Genomic DNA, 21,518 nt, shown 5'->3' on the forward strand with positions numbered 1-21,518 from the left:
ATTAGAAAATGAGTATCCAGTATATTTTAGAGATCATCGGAACATTTGCATTTGCCATTTCCGGCGCTCTTTCAGTAAAAGATCAGCAGCACCAGGATTGGTTCGGAGCCAGTTTTACTGCGTTTCTGTGTTCCATTGGAGGAGGAACCATGCGTGACGTTTTGCTGGGAAGTTATCCTTTGGTCTGGATTAGTGATATAACCATTCTTTATGCCATTTTGGCAGGGGTCATTACCACATTTGTTTTTTACAAATACCTGATCGGACTACGCAGAACGCTTTTTTTATTCGATACTTTTGGAATTGCCCTTTTCACTATTGTCGGTACCGAAAAGGCATTGCATCTTGGTGTCCGACCTGAAATTGCGGCTATTATGGGGGTTTTTACAGCCATTATGGGCGGGGTTGTCAGGGATATGATGAATAATGAAATTCCTATTATTTACAGAAAAGAAGTTTACGCCACCGCCTGCCTGGCCGGCGCAATTTGTTATCTGGTCCTGGATAAAATAGGAGCGGAGCGGAACACAGCATTTATCGCAGCCTCTCTGGTCATTATCCTGATCAGGATTTTAGCAGTTCGTTATCAATGGTCGGTACCAAAATTCTTTCGTTCCTGAATTTTATTAAATAATACTAAAAAAAACGCTCGATTCCGAAAAGAACCGAGCGTTTTTGGTATTTAACTAAATCTTATTTTTTCTTCTTTTTTCCTTTGACTGCCGGCGTTGCAGGAAGTTTGCCCTGCATATCCGTTATGGCTTTCTCAATTTGGGTTCTATAAAAATTGTAAGCGCCATCTGGTGCTGCCGCACCAACTGTCAATGCTTTTTGAGCCAACGGCAAAGCCGCTGCTGTTCTTCCCAAGCGATCCAGGATTTGCGCTTTTGTCCAAAGATTTGACCAGGTTTCTTTAAACCCGATTGCTTTGTCTGTGAGAGCAAGTGCTTTTGGCAGATCCTGATTTTTAGATAACAAATAACCAGCCGCGCTTTGAAGTGTCTGAATATCTTCCGGTTTGTCCTGAACGGCTCTGTCTAACGAAGCCAAAGTTAATTGATGTGTGGAAACAGAAATTTTAACAGGCACTTTCACAGCCGCCCAATCGATGTTCAAAGTCGCTGAACTATCTGATAAATTGGAAAAATTAATTTCAAAAGATTCCTTAAACTCGCCGGCCAATGGGGAAACATCAACGCGTGCTACGTCTTCGCTTTCCTTGTATGTTTCTGAACTGCTGTTCACGTCTTTATTCAGGATAACTACCCATTTAGCTTTGTCAGGGATAGAATATAAGGCATATTTTCCAGCGGGTACCTTTTTATCACCAAACGTAAAATCAGTTGAAGATTCGAATGTCGTTGCTTGATTTGCACCAGTGCGCCAGATTTTTCCGGTCGGGGCAAGGGGGGAATTTTCTGCAAAAACGCTTCTTCCTTTGATACCGGGACGAGAATATTTAACTGTAAAATCAGTAATCCCAGTTGCCTGAACGATGCTTGCGCCGGGACTTGCCTGAGGTGTGCGTTGCGCCACGGATGCGGTTGCGACGATAACTGCAAACGAGAAGGATAATAAATACTTTTTCATTTTAATAATGCTCTTTGTTTATTGAACTGTTAAACTTGTGGTGAAATTAGAATGAAATAATCAGATAGCCTATTAATGAAACGAAGCAATTTACTTTCCCTATTAAACGCCTATACGCCAATCGATTCCGAAGAGCAGGAAATGTATCTGGAAACCCTGAAATTTGTGAACGCAAATCCGGATTGTTTCGAAAGAACCCTGCAAATTGGTCATGTCACAGCTTCCGGCTGGATTGTCTCGCCAGATAGAAATCAGGTTTTATTAATGCATCATCGCAAACTGGACCGCTGGTTTCAGCCAGGCGGCCATTGCGACGGAGATCCCGATGTGCTTCATGTAGCTTCGAAAGAAGTGGAAGAAGAGACTGGAGTTACCAAATTTACCCTGGCTCAGGAAGGGGTTTTTGATGTGGATGTTCATTTAATTCCGGCAAATTCAAAAGATCCGGCACACTACCATTACGATATCCGTTTCTTTTTTGAAGCTAATCCCGAAGATGAACTCGTCATTAATATTGAATCAAAAGATGTTCGCTGGATACCGATCGATGAGGTTGAAAAGTATAACAATTCAGAGTCGCTGATGCGAATGGTGAGGAAGACGGTTTCTGGAAAAGATTAATTTTAATATCACACTTCTTATGTTACTCATAGTTTTTCGGATCAGTAAAATTCACTCCGGTATGAAGATTCCAATCCGGTATGAAAATCCTGAAAGGATGACAGTATTATAGAAAATGGTGCGAAATTGACTAAGTCAAACCCTGAAAGGGTGACATCGTTTGTACGTTATACAAATCGCAAGTCTTTTTTATGGTACAATCAGTTTTTCAGACCAGTAAAATTCACTCCGGTATGACAATCTTAAACTGGTATGACAATCCTGAAAGGATGATAGTATTATAGAAAATGTTACAGGATTGACCAAATCAAACCCTGAAAGGGTGACATCCTTTGTACGTTAGGCAAATCACAATTCTTTTTTACCGCACAATCAGTTTTTCGAAATAGTAAATGTTCACTCTGGTATGACAATTCTAATCCGGTATGACAATCCTGAAAGGATGATAGTATTATAGAAAATGGCAGGAAATTGACTAAGTCAAACCCTGAAAGGGTGACATCGTTTGTACGTTAGGCAAATCACAATTCTTTTTTACCGCACAATCAGTTTTTCGAAATAGTAAATGTTCACTCTGGTATGACAATTCTAATCCGGTATGACAATCCTGAAAGGATGATAGTATTATAGAAAATGGCAGGAAATTGACTAAGTCAAACCCTGAAAGGGTGACATCGTTTGTACGTTAGGCAAATCACAATTCTTTTTTACCGCACAATCAGTTTTTCGAAATAGTAAATGTTCACTCTGGTATGACAATTCTAATCCGGTATGACAATCCTGAAAGGATGATAGTATTATAGAAAATGTTGCAAAATTGACTAAATTAAACCCTGAAAGGGTGACATCGTCGGCGCATTATGCAATTTACTGCTTAATAAATTTCAATGTCCGGCTTTGATTCAGTACATCAACTTTTATCAGATACAATCCTGCGTTCAAGCTACTTGTCTGAATCGGCTGGGTTTTACTCAAAATTACCTGATTTGTAGAGAAAGTTTTTCCGCTTTGTGAAATAATGCTGATTGTCGATTTTTTTCCTATCAGGGCAGGGGGGAAGGTTAGGGAAATATCCTGTTCAACCGGGTTCGGAGAAAGAACAACAGCATCGATTGCCTCCGGTTCTGTTCCCAGGACAACACCGTTTTTAAGTATTTCTTCCGCCATTGCGGCATTGGGAACACCATATCCCAGAAAGTTATCCGGATTTGCTGCCATATGTCCAGACTTTTTTAAAGCCTGGAATATTTCCTGAGCAGTAAGATTTGGAAAAGCCTGCCATAATATGGTAGCCAACCCTGCAATCAATGGAGCAGAATAGGAAGTTCCATTTCCGGTTGTTACGTTACCAGTTCCTGTGCTATTGCCTAACACCGTACCGGAACCTACGGCTGATACATCCGGTTTCTGCTGTCCAATCGCATTCGGTCCGATGGAGCTGAATGCAGCATAACTTTTATCTAATGTCGTAGCGCCAACGCTTAAAACAGAATCAACATCAGCAGGAGCAGAAATGTATTTCCAAGCCTTGTTTCCTTCGTTCCCGGCAGAGTTAACGACCAGCATCCCTTTTCTGGTTGCGATTCTGGCGGCACGAGAAATAATGGTGGTCTTTCCATCCATATTTTGATAGGTATAATTGTACGCTGATGTATTGAATTCTCCTTCGAAGGTATTGTAACCCAAAGAGGAATTGATCACATCCACTCCGACACTGTCTGCACGCTCAGCCGCCAGAAGCCAGGTTACCTCTTCATATGGCGTTTCCATGAAAACATTTTCCGTTCTGTATAAAACAAAATTTGCCTTAAAGGCGGCACCGATCATGGTGCCTGGCTGGTTCGCCGCGATGATCGACAGCACATTTAATCCATGTGAATCGTCATCGTAAACATTGCTGTTGCGGCTGATAAAATCATGAGTATCCAAAACCCTGTTTTCGTCAAAAAGCGGTTTTAAATATTCCAACTCATTTGCGCGGTTAAATCCTGCATCAAACACAGCGACCAGCATATTTTCTCCTTGAAAACCCTCCTGATGCAAATGTTCCGCGCCCATCAAAGTCAGCTGCTCGCGCATCCGTCCGTAATCCAGGTCGGCAGTTGTTCGTGTTGTGGCTTCGATATCGCCAATTCGTAATCCCGCAGAAGGCGTGGTAAGGTTGGCAAGTGCATGATTTTGCTCAATGCCTTTATAAAAAGCAAGATTTTGAATGGTGGCCAGTTGACTTGCAGATGCTTCGACCAACGTGCCGTTAAACCATCGGGATGAATAAATTACCGTAGCGCCGGTTTGTTTGATTGCTGTTACATAAGCCGGATTAACTGGAAAATCATTTTCTGTTACAGCAATGTTTTGCTTGTTCCGTCTTGCGATAGCTTTGGCAGAAAGAAACTCGGTTGGCCTGGTGATGGAATATGGGGAAGCAGTTTTATCCTTAAATAAAACCAGATATCTCGGATTGGTTTGCGCCTGACTGAATTCTGACAGGAGAAGTAATAAACAAGCAAACAGTAAAAATTTGATTTTCATTTTCCAAAGCTATTTATTGAGAAGCACCTCCTTCCCTAAAACATACGTTTAAAACAAGAAAAGCGTTGCCCAATTTAAGCAATAGTTTTTACCAGTTCATTCTTTCCTCCCAAATTAGAACAATCAAGCAGTTCCTGAATATTTTTGAAAGGGACAGGTGTTTTCAGATAACCGTAATTATCTGCCAACGCAAGAGTTCTGTTGTTATCACCCATAGAAATATCAATGTCGTTCATGCCAAACTGACAAGGATGTTCGTAACCGGCAGCATTTGTTATCTCAATAATTTCTTTGGCTAATGTTTTCATATAGTTATGAAAACGCTCACTTTTTAGTGCAGGATCAATCCCTGATTCCAGCCATTTATTATTGGTGGTAATTCCTGTTGGACAACGATTGGTATGGCAAATTTGGGCCTGAATGCAACCAATCGACATCATCGCTTCACGGGCTACGTTGATCACGTCTGCTCCCATGCAAAATGCCATAACAGCCTGAGCCGGAAGTCCCAGTTTTCCAGAGGCGATAAAAGTAATTTTATCTGTTAAATTCCTTTTCTGGAATATTTTGTAAATGGTGCTGAAACCATAAACCCAGGGCAGTGCCACATGATCAGCAAAAGACGGTGGAGCGGCACCGGTACCTCCTTCACCACCATCTACGGTTATGAAGTCAGGACCTTTTCCTGTTTCTACCATGATGTCCGCGAGTTGGTCCCACATATCCGTTTTCCCGATCGCAGCTTTTATACCAATAGGCAAACCAGTTGCTTCGGCCATTGCTTCAATAAAATCAACCATACTTTTTACATCAGAAAAAGCACTATGGTACGGTGGCGAAACGACATCTTCCCCCATTGGAACGTGGCGAATGGCAGCAATTTCGGCTGTTATTTTACTTCCCGGCAAAACACCGCCTTTTCCCGGCTTGGCTCCTTGCGAAAGTTTCAATTCGATCATTCTGACAAACGGATTTTCCTGTGTCATTCGGACAAGTTTTTCCATTACGAAATTTCCTTGTTCATCACGTACACCGAAATATGACGTACCCATATTGAAAACAATATCAGCGCCGAATTTGTGGTATGGTGAAAGCCCGCCTTCGCCGGTATTGTGGTAATTTCCGAATTGCAAAGAGCCCTTGTTCATCGATTCGATCGCTCTGGCCGACAATGATCCATAACTCATTGCACTAATATTGACCACCGAATGAGGCCGATATGGGCGTTTTCGTTTGTGATATGCACCGATAACTTTCGCACAGGGAATGGTATAATGATCCGGATCTTTTCCATTCATGGCATGATGAGGATGATCCAATGGCAACTGATGCGGCAACATGGCTGGTTTGATAAAGACAAAACCGGCTTCATTCATATCCTGATCCGAACCAAAACCCTGATAGTTATTTTCCTTTTTTGAAGAAGCGTAAATCCATGAACGCTGGCGGCGGTTAAATGGCAATTCTTCTCTGTTGTTCGCAACAATATACTGTCTCAATTCCGGTCCGATCTGCTCGATCATATACCGGAAATGTCCTAAGATGGGAAAGTTATGCTGGATTGTATGCTTTTTCTGAAGGATATCGCGAAGCGCAAAAATCAAAATAGCAACAACAATGTAAGCCCAGATGGGGATATTCGAAAGAAAAGCTAGAACAGTCATGTCAGGATAGTGTTGCGGATTAAGGGGGTGGGGACGTCAGCTGCAAAAGTTGACGCAGCTGAACGGCCCCTTCAAGGTCAGGATAGTTGCATTTCTTCCCAAGTGGTTACCGTTGCCAGATCTTTCCAGTATCCCGGATACGATTTGACAACTACGCCTGGTTCTTCAATAATAATGTCCTGAACCATTCCGACAGCTGCGAACGCAAGCGCCATACGGTGATCATCATAAGTAAAAATTGATGGAGTCGAAGTTGGTTCCCATTCAGCTTTACGAACTACTTCATATTTATGGTCCTTCTCAACTTCATTAAGTTCAGCACCCAGTTTTTTCAATTCTTCCTGAAGAGCAAAAACCCGGTCTGTTTCTTTTATTTTTAAACTTTCAATACCTGTTAAAGTCAGGTGAATATTTTTTACTGCACAACATACTGCAACCGTTTGAGCCAGATCGGGGCAGTCTGTGAAATCCCAGGCGATTGATTCCGCAGCAGGAATTTTTCTCAATAAAACACCACGTTCAGTATAAGTGCTTTCCACACCAAGCTGAGCCATGATATCCACAATTGCACTATCTCCTTGCAACGAGTTTTGTTTTAATCCAAGCAATTCTACTTCGGCATCAGCTGCCAGCGCAACAATGCTATACCAGTAACTGGCACCAGACCAGTCTGACTCGATGGCGTAGGGTTGGGGCTGATAAGCACTTGGTTCCACTTTTAATACATTCGCTTCCCAGTCAGCTGAATATTTGATACCAAAATGCTCCATTTGTTTTAACGTCATTTCAATATACGGACGGGATCCAACTTCTCCTTCAAGGTTAATTGTCAAACCTTCAGGAAGAGACGGAGCGATCAGAAGCAGTGCAGAAATATACTGACTGCTCACGTCGCCACGAATATTTAATTTATTTTCTCCTGAATAATTAAATCCTTTTAACTGCATCGGAGGATATCCCGTGACATTCTGATATTCAATTTCAGCGCCCAAAATATGCAAAGCATCAACCAGAATTCCAATCGGCCTTTCGCACATACGCGGCGTTCCGGTCATCAGTTTTTGCTGATTTGTTACCGTAAAGTAAGCAGTAAGAAAACGCATCGTCGTTCCCGCATCGATTACGTCTGCAACTGCATCTTCCGATTGTAGTAAACGAAGCATTGTTTGAGAATCACGTGCCTCAGAAATATTTGAAAGATCACACTGAAAACCTGTCAACGCATTGATGATCAGGGCACGATTGCATTCACTTTTTGATGCGGCCAACTTAATTTCGGCACGAATTGCTTTTTGGGGTGGATGTACTAAAATGGATTTCACAGTATCAATTATTTCAGAATTATATCTTTGAACAAGCAGAAGAAGACCTTGGAAATGCCTAAAAATTTAATAAGTTTCTAATACCTTCAATTTATTCTTTCCGTTTATTTTCAGCGACGAAAAAGTCATTTTGTAGCAGAAAAGTCCGGCGACCATAAAAGCTCCTCCAACAACAAAGGTAGAGGCGTCTGTTGTATATCGCTTATTATCAATGCCTCTATTGAAAAAATCGGCACCGATATAAATCAATCCTGCCAAAGGCAGCAAAGGTGCAGCCTGAGAAACAAAAGGAATTCGTCTGGTTGTCTTAATCAGTTTGATTTCTTTCAAAGGAATCTCCTGATACGTCATTTGGTTGAGCGCATCATTAATTACAGCTATCGCGAAAGAAGTATCGCTAATCGTTGCAATCGTTTCGTTGAATTTTATTGTCTCGTTTTTCATTCTGAATTTGATATTATCTCCCGGAAAAAAACGGTAACGGTGGAAACCACCGATGGTTGGAGAAGCGTCTAAAACGAGGTATTTCTGGCCCGGAGCGCCAACAACGCGGTTACCACTGCCTTGTTTGAGAAACAGTTCTTCACTTGTAAGTGCTTTTCTGGGATCGTAGTTGTCCTGAGCCCAGGCGGGAATGTTCCCCAAAATAAATAAAACTAATAATGTCAGAACTTGTCTCATAAAGAAAATAGAAAGGTTCAAAGATAGGGAATCATTCTTTAAACGGGTAATTCGATTGCATTGTTGTTCCTGAACCATAACCGGATTTATCCCTCCTCGGTTATTTCTTCGTGCGGCGGAACCTTTACAGAAACGCCCCCGGATACCACCATTTTCATGACATCCGTTGTGGTAGCTTCAAGTTTGATCACACTTTCAGTAGGTACTATAAAAAGCTCTCCAGACAAAGAGTAGGACAGTGGCATATAAACGGCGACATGATCCTGGATATGTAAATGGCTAAGGTCATTTTGTGTAATAAAACCTATTTTTTTGATACCGGTATCCTTATACATCGTCACCAAAACGGGCTGGTTAAATTTCTTTTTGTCTCCAACAAACGCTAAAACAAGGTCCTTGATAGAGTAATAAATAAGGCTGACAAGCGGAATCCGCCGCATGATACTTTCCGTGATCTGGAAAAATGACTGCGGAATGATGGTAGAAAATATAAATCCAAGCATAATAATGCCCGATACAATGATCAGGACGCCAAGGCCTGGAAGGTATAAAGTCTGGTTATTTGATATCGGAATGTTGATCGGGATAATATTGTCAAGAAACTCTACGCCGGTCCAGATAATGATGCCGGTAACGTAAAGCGGAGCGACTAAAACCAAGCCCCTTATGAAGTAGCTTAGCACCCGTTTGAGGAAAGTATTTTTTAATTCCATTGAATATTTATCAAAGTAGACCGTATTATTTTCCCAAAATCCAATCTTCCCAATACCTGTTGAAACTACGGTTTTTGGCCGTTTTAAGTTCAAAAAACGCGATTGCTTAGATTTTTTTTGATTTGAATTGTTTAATAAAATCCCTGATCAAGTTGAAAAGTATTGTAAGCTGGTTGTTGAATGCAGATATTTGCAGCCTCAGACGCCTCTAATTTTCTAGTTAGAGCGTTTTGGACAATCTTAGCAAATTATTTAGCAGACGTATATGTATCAGGCCGATTACTTAAAGCATTTCACTGAGGAGGTTTTTTTGTCCATCGGATGCTCGCCCGAAGAGGCTGCTTTGGCATCCACCGTTTTAATCAGTGCTGATTTAAGAGGAGTTGATTCTCACGGTATTGCGCGTCTGGCAGGCTATGTCCGCTTATACGACAACGGAAGGCTGAACCCTACGCCGGATGTAAAAGTTGTTTATGAAACACCAAGTACCGCAGTGGTTGACGGAGATCGTGGTCTCGGTTTAGTCGTAGCGCCGAAAGCCATGGAGGTCGCGATGGAAAAAGCTGAAAAAGTGGGTTCTGGCTGGGTATCGGTTCGGAATTCGAACCATTTCGGGATTGCCGGTTATCATGCCATGCTTGCTTTACAAAAAGATATGATCGGTTGGACAATGACGAATGCGGCTCCGCTCGTAGCACCAACATTTTCTCTTGATAAATTATTAGGGACAAATCCTGTCGCCGTTGCTGTTCCTGCATTTGAAGAACCTGCTTTTGTCGCAGATTTTGCTTCTACGGCCGTAGCGTATGGAAAGTTTGAAATCTTGCAGAGAAAAGGTCTTCCGGCACCGTTGGGCTGGGCGCAAGACGCAGAAGGCAATCCGACAACCGATTCCAATGCGGTGAAAAGTGGAGGAGGATTATTGCCGCTGGGTTCTGACCGTGAACATGGCAGTCATAAAGGATATGGCTTGGGTGCGATCGTGGATATTTTTTCAGGGGTCCTTTCGGGCGCAAATTTTGGTCCATGGGTTCCGCCTTTTGCGACCGCCGGGTTCATGTCAGCCAACGAAGGTGTAGGTTTGGGGACAGGACACTTTTTAGGCGCTATGCGAGTAGACGGATTTCGCCCGGCTGATGATTTTAAAAAGGATATGGACAAATGGATCCGTGCTTTCCGTGGCGCTCGTGCCGTGGAGGGAAAACACGTTGTTATTCCGGGAGACCCTGAGCGTGAAATGGAAGCTTTGAGAAGCATTGAAGGAATTTCTTTACTGGAGCCAGTGCAGGATTCTCTGGCGGAATTAGGAAAACGGTTCAACATTTCTTTTGAAAAAAGAGTCGATTAAAATACACATATAAACTGTTGACAACGAATTGTTGTTGAAACATTTAGAAACTAAAAAAACTTCACAGTACCATATGTCTCGCAATTTTAAAGTAGGATTGTTTTTAGTTATTGCAATTCTCACAACCACTTTTACATTTTATTTCTGGCAAATATTCAAAACGCCAAACCTTCAGGTCGATAAAAAGGAAAGCTTTGCATTGCTTATTCCGGAAGGGGCTACCTATCAGACCGTTCTTGATTCGCTTGACAAACATCAGGTGATCAACGACAATATTTCATTCCGGTTTTTGGCCAAGCTTTTAAAATATTCTGAAAAAGTAAAACCGGGACGTTATGTAATTAAACCTGAAACGAGTAATTATAAGGGTATAAAGAAACTTATCTCGGGTGATCAGGATGCTGTTAAACTGACTTTTAATAACATTCGCCTGAAAGAAGACTTGATTAAAAGAATAGGAAGTCGGTTTGAATTCGGAGAAACGAAATTCCGTGAGGCGCTTAACGATCAGAAAGTTTGTCAAAAATACGGTCTGGACACACTTACCATTGTTTCGATGTTTTTACCGAACACTTATGATATTTTCTGGACAACCGGAACAGAGAAATTTCTTGACAGGATGCATAGTGAGTACAAAAAATACTGGAATGCAGAGCGCGTAGAGAAAGCGAAATCCATAGGTCTGACACCTATCCAAGTATCGATTCTTGCATCCATTGTAGAAGAAGAACAAGCGCGAAAAGTGGATGAAAGACCGATGGTGGCCGGATTATACATCAACCGGCTGAATGCTTTAATGCCTTTACAGGCTGATCCGACGATCAAATTTGCATTGCAGGATTTTGCCATCAAAAGAATTCTGAATGAGCAGCTTCGTGTAAAATCTCCTTATAATACTTATGTAAATATCGGCTTGCCTCCCGGACCAATCCGCGTGGCTGATTTTAAATCTTTGGATGCCGTTTTAAATTACAACAAGCACGATTATTTATACATGTGTGCAAAAGCGGATCTTTCCGGATACCATGCTTTTGCCAAAACTTATCCTGACCATTTGAACAACGCGAGAATGTATCAGGCAGAATTGAACAGACTGAAAATCATGAAGTAGATTCAGATTGAAGTCTATAAATTGGTGAAAATGTTTATTTACGAAGTCAAAGGAATCAGAGTGAGATATGCGGACACGGACCAGATGGGGTACGTGTATTACGGGAATTACGCAAGATATTACGAAATCGGTCGCGTGGAAGCCTTGCGGAGCATCGGATTTAGTTATAAAGAGATGGAAGACGCGGGCGTGATGATGCCGGTTTACGAAAACCGGTCCAAGTATATCAGACCTGCGCGTTATGATGATGAACTTACGATTAAGGTCATACTGAAGAAAATTCCTGGAACACGTGTCGTTTTTGAATACGAGATCAGGAACCAGGATGATGTTTTACTGAATGTCGGGGAAACAACTTTGGTTTTTCAAAAACGTGATACGGTAAAATTATGCGTTGCTCCGGCACCGCTGATTCTTAAATTAAGTCCTTATTTTCAAACATTGTAATTTAAAATACCATGCTTGAAAAACTGTTAAAAAGCCGTCAGGTAAAGTTGTTGGTTTTGTGGCTGCAAAGAAATCTGCTTTTTCGCGGTACTGTCTCAATATATGATATTCTAATGAATATCAAACGCAGTAATCATAAATACGATATTGATCAACGTGCTTCGGCGGTTGCTTTCAGTCTTACACTTGCTTGTTTTCCAGCCATTATCTTTTTGTTTACGCTGGTTCCTTACATACCCATTGAGAATCTGGACGGCCAGATTATGGGTGTTTTGAAAGAATTAATGCCCCGTGGAATTTTTCAGGACGCGCAACAGACTATTTCTGATATTCTCAGCCGGCCACGAAGCAGCGTACTTTCCTTCGGTTTTATTTTTGCCATGATTGCTTCGACCAACGGGATGATGTCGCTGATGCGCTCGTTCGATATGGTATTTGAGGATTCTGAAACCAGAGGATTTTTGAAGCAAAGAGGTGTTGCGACGTTGCTGACAATGGTTTTGGTTGCCGTGATGATTTTGCTGATCGTTCTACTAATCATGGGTGACGCGTTAAAGGGAATCATTTCGGAATGGCAGATCATTAGGTATAGCTGGATCGTATCCTCTCTTAATTTTAGCAGATATCTCGTCAGTTTTGGAGCGCTGATGTTAGCGATTTCCATAATATATCGCTTCGCTCCATCCAGGATTAACCGGTATGCCTTTTTCAATCTTGGTTCTATTATTGCTTCCGTCCTGATTCTTGTTGCGACATACCTGTTCTCCTTTTATCTATCCCGATTTAGTTCCTACAACAAACTTTATGGTTCTATCGGCACAATGATTGCGCTGATGATCTGGTTTTATCTGTTGGCTTTATTACTAATTTTTGGTTTTGAAGTAAATGCTGGAATCGCTTCCGCACGTAAAAAAAACCGCTCAAAGGCCCGATAAATTACCGAAAACTAAGTACCCGTCAATATACTTTTTAATCCTTTTTAATTTCGTGACTTTTGATTGGAAGACACGTCCAAGAAGTCATTAAAGTTAAGGTGGAAAGTGAACAAACGGGTAATAGATGAGAGAGATTGAGAAACCTTTGGTGACTGTGGTTTTGACCGCTTACAATCATGAAAAATACATAGGTGAAACGCTTAGTTCCATCTTTGTTCAGACGTACTCAAATATTCAGGTTATCATAATTGACAACGCAAGTACTGACGGGACAGTAACGGTAATAGAAAAAATGCTTCCTGAGGGATCCAGTTTTATTCTGATCCGAAATCTGACAAATCTGGGTTTATGCCGGGCTTTCAACCAAGGACTTTCCTTGGCGAGAGGTAAGTATATTATTGATCTGGCGGCTGATGATATTATGCTGCCAAGTCGGGTTGAAAAGCAGGTAGAAGCTTTTGAAAAACTTGGAGAGGAGTATGGCGTCGTTTTCACCAATGCACGCTACATGGAGGCAGACGGGAAATTGCTTAATTTTCATTATCCTGTTAATCATGAAGAGAAGGCAAAACGGATAATTCCATCTGGTGATGTTTACAAAAGCGTGCTGGAAAATTATTTTATTTGTACGCCAACGATGATGATGCGCACGCAAATGCTCGCAAATATGAGTGGTTATGATGAATCATTATATTTTGAGGATTTTGATTTTTGGGTGAGATCTTCCGTACATTTCAAATATTTCTATCTCGACGAAGTGCTTACTTTCAAAAGAAATGTACCTGATTCTTTAAGCAAACAAGTATATAAAAAGGGAAATCATTTACTGGAAACCTGTTATATTGTTTGCAACAAGGCCTATGATCTAAATCGCGACCAGGAGGAATTTGATCTGCTTGCGGCACGAATTCGTACGTTTATCAGGAAATGTTTTTATGCAGAAGAATTTGAACTTGCAGTTCGGTTCCGGAGGCTGCTCAACTATATTGAGAATCCAGGGTTTGCAACGGAAATGATTGTTGCGATGTGCCGTTTACATCTTCCGGTCAATAGTTTGTATCGGTTTTATCTAAATAATTTACAAAAAAAGCCGTTCTACCGGAAGGATTTAGCCTTTTGAATTGTTAGTTCAGTAAATAGTACAAACTATGCCAGCTGAATTAATTCGAATATATCCTGAAAATCCTGACGAAAGAAGAATCCGTCAGGTCGTTGATTGCCTCCGTGACGGAGGTCTGGTGATTTATCCGACAGATACTGTTTACGGTTTGGGGTGCGATATTTTTAATACAAGAGCTGTTGAAAAAATAGCGAAGATCAAAGGCATCAAACCCCAGAAAAATGATTTTTCATTTATCTGTTATGATCTGAGCCACATTGCTGACTATGCAAGGGTAGGTAATTCAGCCTTTAAGTTAATGAAAAGAGTGCTTCCAGGACCTTATACCTTCATACTGGATGCTAATAATCAGGTCCCCAAGTTATTGAATACCAATAAGAAAACAGTCGGAATACGCGTTCCTGATAATTTGATACCTCGTTTGATCGTTAAAGAACTGGGCAATCCGATTGTAACAACCTCCATAAAAGATGATGACGAGATCATCGAATATTCAACTGACCCCGAATTGATTTTTGAAAAATTCCAACATCAGGTTGATATCATCGTCGATGGCGGATATGGCGGTAATATCGGTTCAACCATTGTGCTCGCTATCAATGATAAGTTTGAGGTTGTCAGAGAGGGGCTTGGGGATACAAGTCTTTTTATATAATTATTGTGATTATTTTAGTTTAGATTGTATTAAATAATTGTCATTAAATTATTATTATCATTTTTTTGATAATATCATCCGCCTTTCTCATATTTGATAGTGCCAGAATTTATTACAAATAATACGCCTGAAAAAATAGTAAGAATTGAATTACAGTATCTTCCATGTCTGGAATATTTTGCTTGCATTTTAAGTAACAACCTGATTTGGGTAGATATTGAGGAGAGATATGTGAAGCAGACATACCGGAATCGTTGTGATGTGATGACAACAAATAAAATCGACACTTTAACCGTTCCAGTCCAGTCCTACGCTCAGCAATCCCTTACAAAAGATATTAAAATAGATTACAGTCAGCATTGGATCAGGCGGCATTGGGGATGTTTCAGATCGGCTTATGGCAAATCTCCTTATTTCGAATTTTTCGCTGACGAGCTCGAAGCAGTTTATTTGAAAAAGCCACAATTTCTTACTGACCTAAATTATGATTTATTGACAATTTGTCTTAGATTGTTGGGCATAAGAAAAGAGATTAGGTACAATTTGTCAGTGCCATTTCAAGGCGATAGGGCGGTTATTGATGCCTTGTCCACTATTAATGACAAGAAAAATAGGAATATAAATAATTATTATCAGCCATTTACGTACTATCAGACCTTCGGGAATGATTTTGTAAGTAATTTAAGTATTGTCGATTTATTATTTAATATGGGGCCCGAGGCGAGAAGTATTTTGCTGAGATCTTGTAAGCAACAATAAATCTGCTACTTTGAACAAAGATTAAAAAAGTAGCGTTTAGAATATTAAGACACATTTTTATTGCTACACATGGAAGCAAAATTTTCAAATAGAGTAAAAGAAGTAATCTCTCTGAGTCGGGAAGAAGCTTTGCGACTTGGCCACGATTATATCGGTGCCGAACATCTGTTACTTGGAATGATTCGTGAGGGTGATGGTGTTGCTATTGGTTTACTTAAAAAGCTGGGCGTATCCCTTGATGATGTTCGACAGACGATCGAACAGGCAACAAAAGGTGCGGCGACTAATAATGTTAAAAATCTGCAGAATATCCCGCTCACAAGGCAGTCCGAAAAGGTGTTGAAAATAACATATCTTGAGGCCAAGATTTTTAAAAGCCCCTTGATAGGAACTGAGCATTTGTTACTTTCGATTTTACGCGATGAGGACAATGTTGGTACCCAGATCCTGCATAAATTTAATGTTAACTACGAAGTCATTAAAGAGATGTTAGAATATCAATCATCAGGAACGAAACCCCATATGGGTCCGGAAACCGAAGATGGCGACGATGAAGCCAGAGGCGGCATGTTCGGCGGCGGAGGCGGAGGAGCAGCTTCCGGAAAAGAATCAAAAGGTGCAGAAAAGTCACGTACTCCGGTACTTGACAATTTTGGACGTGATCTGACGAAAATGGCTGAGGTTGGAAAACTTGATCCAATCGTTGGACGTGAGAAAGAAATTGAGCGTGTTGCCCAGATTCTTAGCCGTCGTAAAAAGAATAACCCAATTCTTATCGGTGAGCCTGGGGTTGGTAAAACAGCCATTGCGGAAGGTCTTGCTTTAAGAATTGTTCAGAAAAAAGTATCGCGTGTTCTGTTTGGTAAAAGAGTAGTTACACTTGATCTTGCATCGCTTGTAGCCGGTACTAAATACCGTGGACAGTTTGAAGAAAGAATGAAGGCTGTAATGAATGAACTGGAAAAATCTCCGGATGTGATCCTTTTCATTGATGAGCTTCATACGATCGTAGGTGCTGGTGGCGCTTCCGGTTCTCTGGATGCTTCGAATATGTTCAAACCGGCATTATCACGTGGAGAAATCCAGTGTATCGGTGCAACCACGCTTGACGAATATCGTCAGTATATCGAGAAAGATGGAGCACTTGCACGTCGTTTCCAAATGGTAATGGTTGATGCGACTTCAATTGAAGAAACAATTCAGATCCTTGAAAACATCAAGGATAAATATGAAGATCATCACCACGTAAGTTATACGCCGGAATCGATCAGTACTGCTGTGAAATTGTCTGAACGTTATATAACAGACCGTTTCCTTCCGGATAAGGCGATCGACGTTTTGGATGAAGTTGGTGCACGTGTGCATATCAGCAACATCACTGTGCCTGAGGATATTCTTCATTTAGAAGAACAAATTGAGAATATCAAACAGGAAAAAAACAGAGTTGTTAAAAGTCAGAAATACGAAGAAGCAGCTCAGTTACGTGATCGTGAAAAGAAATTGATCGATCAGCTTGATCGTGCAAAACTTGCCTGGGAAGAAGAAACTAAGCAAAAAAGATACACTGTTACTGAGCATAATGTTGCTGAGGTAGTTGCAATGATGACCGGAATTCCTGTGACGAACGTCTCGATGGATGAAGGCAAGAAATTGCTTAACATGGCTGATGAACTTAAAGCAAAAGTAATAGGCCAGAATCCACCAATTGAGAAATTGGTAAAAGCAATTCAGCGTACACGTGTAGGTTTGAAAGATCCAAAGAAACCAATCGGTTCTTTTATCTTCCTTGGACCAACAGGTGTAGGTAAAACAGAATTAGCGAAAGTTCTTGCAACCTATTTGTTTGATAAAGACGATGCCCTTGTGCGTATTGACATGAGTGAGTACATGGAGAAATTCAGCGTATCTCGTTTGGTTGGAGCACCTCCGGGTTATGTTGGTTACGAAGAAGGTGGTCAGTTAACTGAAAAAATCCGTCGTAAACCATACAGTGTTGTTTTGCTTGATGAGATCGAAAAAGCGCACCCTGATGTTTTCAACATTCTTTTACAGGTGCTTGACGATGGTATTTTAACAGATGGTCTTGGCCGTCGTGTTGATTTCCGTAATACGATCATCATCATGACTTCAAACATTGGAGCGCGTGACTTGAAAGATTTTGGGTCAGGAATCGGTTTTTCAACAAAAGCAAAAACCGACAATCAGGATGAAATAATGAAAGGCACGATTCAAAGTGCACTTCGTAAAGCTTTCTCTCCTGAATTCTTGAACCGTCTGGATGATGTGATTGTGTTTAATTCACTTCAACGTGAAGATTTGCACCGTATCATTGATATCTCGCTTGGCAAATTGTTCAGCCGTGTGAAGGGCTTAGGTTACGAAATTGAATTAACTGTTCCTGCGAAAGACTTTTTGTCTGAAAAAGGATATGATCCTCAGTATGGTGCCCGTCCATTGAACAGAGCGATCCAGAAATATCTCGAAGATCCGGTTGCAGAAGAAATTCTTAAAGGAGATTTGAGAGAAGGTGATGTTCTTGTAGCAACACACGTTGAAAACAGTGAAGAGCTTACCATTACGGTTCGGAAAAAAGAAGAAGAAGTAGCTAATTGATTCATTAAGAATTAATTATATATTGCAAAATAAGCAAAGAGGCAGATCCTTGTGATTCTGCCTCTTTGTTTTTAAGCTCTAAAAATTTGAAAAGTCTAGACGTGGGATCATAGTTGCTTCCTTTTCGTGATAGTGGGCGTAGTATTATTTCGACCTTATTTTCACCGTTTAAAAACTTTCTTAGTAATTTTAATCCCGAATTGGTAAGAACTATTTGAATAGAATATTATTAATTTGCATATCCTCCATATAAAATATAAATATTAATTTGAAAACCACAAAAGATAAGGATACCAACCAATATGGCTGTGAATTTACTGGAGTTAACAAAAGGGTACATAACAAAGGAAGTAGGTCTTAGTATATCGATTTTGACCGAAGCGAGTGCGAGTGATGTTCAGGTTGCTTTATTAGGTGCCTTACCCGGTCTGATTGGCGGGACAATGAATACTGCCTCAACGTCAACCGGAGTATATCAGTTGATAGGCCTTATGAATCTGAATAATGAAAATTATGTATTAAACAATCTTCCTGAGATTCTTGGCGATCCTATTAAGTCGAAGGATTTTATAGCCAACGGTCTTTCCATGCTTCCGATGTTGCTGGATGTTGACCTGAAAGCGGTAATTGAATCTATATCGGCGTCAAGTGGCTTAAAAGCTAGTTCGGTATCAAATATCCTGAGTATCTCTGCGCCTATTGTGATAAGTGTAATCGCAAAGCAGGTAAAGGAAAAATCAATTGAACCATTGAAACTTACGACATTACTCGTGGGTCAAAAAGAATACATCCATAAATACCTGCCAAAGGATCTTACAGCAGTTTGGGATTTTAAAGGCCTTGAAGACTTAAACAAAAGTTTGCAGCGAAATCCGTTAAGTGAGCACCAGCTTGAAAACAAACCGGTTTCAGCGACTACAAAAATTATATATCTTGTTTTAGCGTTGTTACTTATTGGCGCAGCAGTCTGGGGCTTCAAAAAATTAAATAAAGAGGAGGAAACTATTGTTGTTGAGGATTTCCCTATTGACAGCAGTGGAATTAAAGTAAAAACAAAAGGTGCAGTTGAAAAAAATCCAGGTCAGCTTGTTACGATAAATCTTCCCAAAGAGATCACTCTTGAAATTCCGGAAAATGGAACAGAGGCAAAACTTATCAATTTCATTCAGGATTCCAGTGCGGTTGTAGATAAGAATTATTGGATCGATTTCGATAGGATAAACTTTCAACCGAATTTGGCTGAGTTAGATGAGGATTCTGAATCGCAGATTGAGAATATATCGAAGATTATGCGTGCCTATCCGATGGTTAATATTAAAATTGGTGGTTATACTGATAACACAGGTGATGCGACAACTAATCTGATGTTATCGAAAAGCCGCGCCGATGTAGTTAAAAAAGGTATTGCAAGAAACGATATCAAGATCACCCGAATCCAGTCCGAAGGTTATGGAATTGAACATCCCATTGCTCCGAATGACACCGAAGAGGGGCGAGCTCAGAATAGAAGGATTGCAATAAATGTAACCAGAAAATAAATTCCGAATATTTAAAGAGGCCAAATTTCAAATTTGGCCTCTTTTTTTGTACACGAAATTGTAATCTTTTATGAATCTGCCTATCTATTTTGCAAAAGCGAATGAAAACTTTATGATTTAGATTATATTTAAACTTTGTAAATTTTAATATTTGAATATGAGAGGAAAATCCTGGCTCACTTTAGTTGGCTTTCTGATTGTTTACGTGACAACTATGTCATTTTCAGGTGCTCAAAAGTTAGCAGAAGGTCCGCAGGTAATGACCTTCTTTTCAGCTGCCGACGATACGGAACAACCCTACGGATTATACATTCCTAAAAACTACGATCCAACGAAGAAATATCCACTGGTCATGATGCTCCATGGCGCAGGCTCTAACCATCGATTGGCATTGAAAAGAGTATTTGGCAAGACTAATCTTGAAGACGAGACTGATGTCGAAGCGTCAAGGTATTTTCAGGAATGGGAAGATGTAGACTTTATTGTAGCTTCTCCTTATGTGCGGGGAACTGCGGGATACCAGGGCATTCCTGAACAGGATGTTTATGACGTGCTTGCAGATGTGAAGAAGCGATTTAATATCGATGAAGACAGAACTTATCTGACGGGATTATCAATGGGCGGAGGAGGAACGTTGTGGATTGGACTGACCCGTCCGGATATCTGGGCTGCAATCGCACCGGTCTGCCCGGCGCCTCCTGCGGGTACGATTGACCTGGCTGCCAACGCAATTAATTTTCCTGTTCACTTTTTTCATGGCGACAAAGACCCAGTTGTTCCCGTTCAGTGGACGAGAGACTGGATGGAGAAAATGCAGAATATCGCGGTGGAAGTTACCTACAAGGAGTTTGTGGATGTAAAACATGACAGCTGGGTAAGTGCTTATGATGCAGGGTATATTTTCGGGTGGTTTAATCAGGTTAGAAATAAATACCCAAATGAAGTGAAATTTTCAAGTCGTGCCCTTAAATATAACAAAGCATATTGGGTGGAGTTTGATGGCATTACCAGCGGCGTATTGGCCGAAATTGATGCGAGTTTAAAGAAACCGAACTCAGTAGAAATTAAAACAAAAAATCTTGAAGCGTTTACTTTGAACTTGAAAGGCCATTCTAAATTTAATTCAGCTCAGCCATTAAATGTAATTATTGACGGAGCCAAGTTGACTGCAAAGGCGGACAGTACTATTTCATTTACTAAATTCGGCAACAGCTGGAAAATTGGTAAAGCGGTCACGGCGGACGCGCTTATTAAGAAAAAAGGAGCAGAAGGGCCAATCTTCGATGCATTTTCATCACGTCATGTTTATGTATACGGAACTGCCGATAATCCTTCGCCAGAAGAGTTGAAAAAACGTATAGATATTGCAAATGAGGCTGCGAATTGGTCAGCTTACCGCGGACCATTTTTAGGGAGAATGATGTTTTTTCCGAGAGTTCTTGCAGATAAGGAAGTAAGAAAAAGCGATTTTGAAAGTTCTAACCTGATACTATTTGGTAATAAAGAGAATAATGAAGTGATCAATAAATATGCTGACAAATTGCCTGTTCATTTAAATCCTGCCAATACAGATCACGGATTGTTATATGTCTTTCCCGTTGAAAATCATTATGTGACTGTCAGTTCCGGACTGCCGTGGTGGACAGGTGTTGTGGACCAGGGGCTTCCTTTTGTCCCGGTTGCACAAAGAAGTTTGCCGGAATTTAAAGATCTTTTGTTATTTAAAGGGACGGCAAAAAACATAATTGCGGATGGATATTTTTCGCAGGATTGGAAATTGCCTGCGACAATAATTACACCTTTAAATGCTTCCGGCGTTGTAACAATAAAAAAATAATCGTTTTAATTAATCCAAATTCTCCACTTCAA

Annotated in this window: 18 protein-coding genes; 12 read left to right on the forward strand and 6 right to left on the reverse strand. The window is 40.7% G+C overall.

The window, feature by feature from the left end:
* The first annotated feature begins 8 nt into the window (after nucleotides 1-8).
* Nucleotides 9-620: a trimeric intracellular cation channel family protein gene (locus tag L0657_RS03740; protein WP_235149054.1), complete on the forward strand. Its 612-nt coding sequence runs from the start codon at nucleotides 9-11 to the stop codon at nucleotides 618-620.
* Between the two features lie 73 nt (nucleotides 621-693).
* Here L0657_RS03740 and L0657_RS03745 read toward each other — a convergent pair whose 3' ends face one another.
* Nucleotides 694-1,590, reverse strand: coding sequence for a DUF2911 domain-containing protein (locus tag L0657_RS03745; protein ID WP_235149055.1), 897 nt, complete (start codon nucleotides 1,588-1,590; stop codon nucleotides 694-696).
* A 75-nt stretch (nucleotides 1,591-1,665) separates the two neighbouring features.
* Here L0657_RS03745 and L0657_RS03750 point away from each other — a divergent pair, with 75 nt between their 5' ends.
* Nucleotides 1,666-2,211 carry an NUDIX hydrolase gene (locus L0657_RS03750; protein WP_235149056.1) on the forward strand — a complete coding sequence of 182 codons (546 nt, stop codon included), beginning with the start codon at nucleotides 1,666-1,668 and terminating at the stop codon, nucleotides 2,209-2,211.
* A gap of 867 nt (nucleotides 2,212-3,078) precedes the next feature.
* On the opposite strand, the gene L0657_RS03755 is transcribed toward L0657_RS03750, so the two are convergent.
* The 5 genes from L0657_RS03755 to L0657_RS03775 form a co-directional block, all read right to left on the reverse strand.
* Complete coding sequence (locus L0657_RS03755) at nucleotides 3,079-4,743, reverse strand: S8 family serine peptidase (RefSeq protein ID WP_235149057.1); 1,665 nt, start codon at nucleotides 4,741-4,743, stop codon at nucleotides 3,079-3,081.
* 74 nt (nucleotides 4,744-4,817) lie between these two features.
* Nucleotides 4,818-6,407 (reverse strand): FMN-binding glutamate synthase family protein, encoded by a 1,590-nt coding sequence (locus tag L0657_RS03760; RefSeq protein WP_235149058.1) that lies wholly within the window; start codon nucleotides 6,405-6,407, stop codon nucleotides 4,818-4,820.
* Between the two features lie 77 nt (nucleotides 6,408-6,484).
* Nucleotides 6,485-7,729: a 3-phosphoshikimate 1-carboxyvinyltransferase gene (locus L0657_RS03765; RefSeq protein ID WP_235149059.1), complete on the reverse strand. Its 1,245-nt coding sequence runs from the start codon at nucleotides 7,727-7,729 to the stop codon at nucleotides 6,485-6,487.
* Between the two features lie 66 nt (nucleotides 7,730-7,795).
* Nucleotides 7,796-8,410 carry a hypothetical protein gene (locus tag L0657_RS03770; RefSeq protein WP_235149060.1) on the reverse strand — a complete coding sequence of 205 codons (615 nt, stop codon included), beginning with the start codon at nucleotides 8,408-8,410 and terminating at the stop codon, nucleotides 7,796-7,798.
* A gap of 86 nt (nucleotides 8,411-8,496) precedes the next feature.
* Entirely contained in the window at nucleotides 8,497-9,123 is a 627-nt protein-coding gene (locus L0657_RS03775; RefSeq protein ID WP_235149061.1) for a DUF502 domain-containing protein, read from the reverse strand.
* Nucleotides 9,124-9,388: 265 nt separating this feature from the next.
* Between L0657_RS03775 and L0657_RS03780 the strand changes: the two genes are divergently transcribed.
* From L0657_RS03780 to L0657_RS03825, 10 genes are all read left to right on the forward strand, one after another.
* Entirely contained in the window at nucleotides 9,389-10,471 is a 1,083-nt protein-coding gene (locus tag L0657_RS03780; RefSeq protein WP_235149062.1) for an Ldh family oxidoreductase, read from the forward strand.
* A gap of 73 nt (nucleotides 10,472-10,544) precedes the next feature.
* Nucleotides 10,545-11,582 carry an endolytic transglycosylase MltG gene (mltG, locus tag L0657_RS03785; RefSeq protein WP_235149063.1) on the forward strand — a complete coding sequence of 346 codons (1,038 nt, stop codon included), beginning with the start codon at nucleotides 10,545-10,547 and terminating at the stop codon, nucleotides 11,580-11,582.
* Between the two features lie 30 nt (nucleotides 11,583-11,612).
* Nucleotides 11,613-12,029, forward strand: a complete 417-nt coding sequence (locus L0657_RS03790) for a thioesterase family protein (RefSeq protein ID WP_235149064.1) — start codon at nucleotides 11,613-11,615, stop codon at nucleotides 12,027-12,029.
* Nucleotides 12,030-12,040: 11 nt separating this feature from the next.
* The gene (locus tag L0657_RS03795; protein ID WP_235149065.1) at nucleotides 12,041-12,964 is read left to right on the forward strand and encodes a YihY/virulence factor BrkB family protein; all 924 of its coding nucleotides are present in this window, start codon (nucleotides 12,041-12,043) and stop codon (nucleotides 12,962-12,964) included.
* Between the two features lie 124 nt (nucleotides 12,965-13,088).
* Nucleotides 13,089-14,084: a glycosyltransferase gene (locus L0657_RS03800; protein ID WP_235149066.1), complete on the forward strand. Its 996-nt coding sequence runs from the start codon at nucleotides 13,089-13,091 to the stop codon at nucleotides 14,082-14,084.
* Nucleotides 14,085-14,112: 28 nt separating this feature from the next.
* Nucleotides 14,113-14,739, forward strand: coding sequence for an L-threonylcarbamoyladenylate synthase (locus L0657_RS03805; protein WP_235149067.1), 627 nt, complete (start codon nucleotides 14,113-14,115; stop codon nucleotides 14,737-14,739).
* 99 nt (nucleotides 14,740-14,838) lie between these two features.
* Nucleotides 14,839-15,498, forward strand: coding sequence for a WbqC family protein (locus L0657_RS03810; protein ID WP_235149068.1), 660 nt, complete (start codon nucleotides 14,839-14,841; stop codon nucleotides 15,496-15,498).
* A 69-nt stretch (nucleotides 15,499-15,567) separates the two neighbouring features.
* Complete coding sequence (locus tag L0657_RS03815; protein ID WP_235149069.1) at nucleotides 15,568-18,111, forward strand: ATP-dependent Clp protease ATP-binding subunit; 2,544 nt, start codon at nucleotides 15,568-15,570, stop codon at nucleotides 18,109-18,111.
* Nucleotides 18,112-18,419: 308 nt separating this feature from the next.
* Nucleotides 18,420-19,649, forward strand: coding sequence for an OmpA family protein (locus tag L0657_RS03820; protein WP_235149070.1), 1,230 nt, complete (start codon nucleotides 18,420-18,422; stop codon nucleotides 19,647-19,649).
* 157 nt (nucleotides 19,650-19,806) lie between these two features.
* On the forward strand, nucleotides 19,807-21,486 hold the full coding sequence (locus tag L0657_RS03825; protein WP_235149071.1) for an alpha/beta hydrolase-fold protein: 1,680 nt from the start codon (nucleotides 19,807-19,809) through the stop codon (nucleotides 21,484-21,486).
* The last annotated feature ends 32 nt before the right edge of the window (nucleotides 21,487-21,518 follow it).

The sequence above is a fragment of the Dyadobacter sp. CY345 genome (genome assembly GCF_021502725.1).
In the GTDB taxonomy this organism is placed as follows: Bacteria; Bacteroidota; Bacteroidia; order Cytophagales; family Spirosomataceae; genus Dyadobacter.